Origin of the sequence: Legionella quateirensis (assembly GCF_001467955.1) — a bacterium.
GTDB lineage: Bacteria > Pseudomonadota > Gammaproteobacteria > Legionellales > Legionellaceae > Legionella > Legionella quateirensis.
The window spans coordinates 633,868-634,269 of record NZ_LNYR01000012.1 but is presented as its reverse complement, the minus strand read 5'-3'; the positions used below and the strand labels follow the sequence as shown (position 1 = coordinate 634,269).

The window sequence follows — 402 nt, the reverse complement described above, 5'->3', positions numbered from 1 at the left end:
GGCACAGTGCCACATTCAGGAGATCCCTCATTGCATTCGGGATGACGTTTCTTTTGAGAATTTCGTCTTGTTTGAGAATCTCGTCATCCTGAACGTAGTGAAGGATCTCCAAATGCAGGCACAGTGCCACATTCAGGAGATCCCTCATTGCATTCGGGATGACGTTTCTTTTGAGAATTTCGTCTTGTTTGAGAATCCCGTCATCCTGAACGTAGTGAAGGATCTCCAGATGCAGGCACAGTGCCACAATCAGGAGCTCCCTCATTGCATTCGGGATGACGTTTCTAATCCCAAGAACCCCGTCATCCTGAACGTAGTGAAGGATCTCCAAATGCAAGCACAGTGCCACAATCAGGAGATCCCTCATTGCATTCGGGATGACGTTTCCAATCCCACGAATCC

The 402-nt window shown here is 48.3% G+C and carries 1 protein-coding gene; it reads right to left on the bottom strand.

Features of this window, described 5'->3' with window-relative positions; all coding sequences use genetic code 11:
* Positions 1-402, bottom strand: a 402-nt coding sequence (locus Lqua_RS18320; RefSeq protein ID WP_162264390.1) for a hypothetical protein, incomplete at both ends; no start/stop codon positions are given.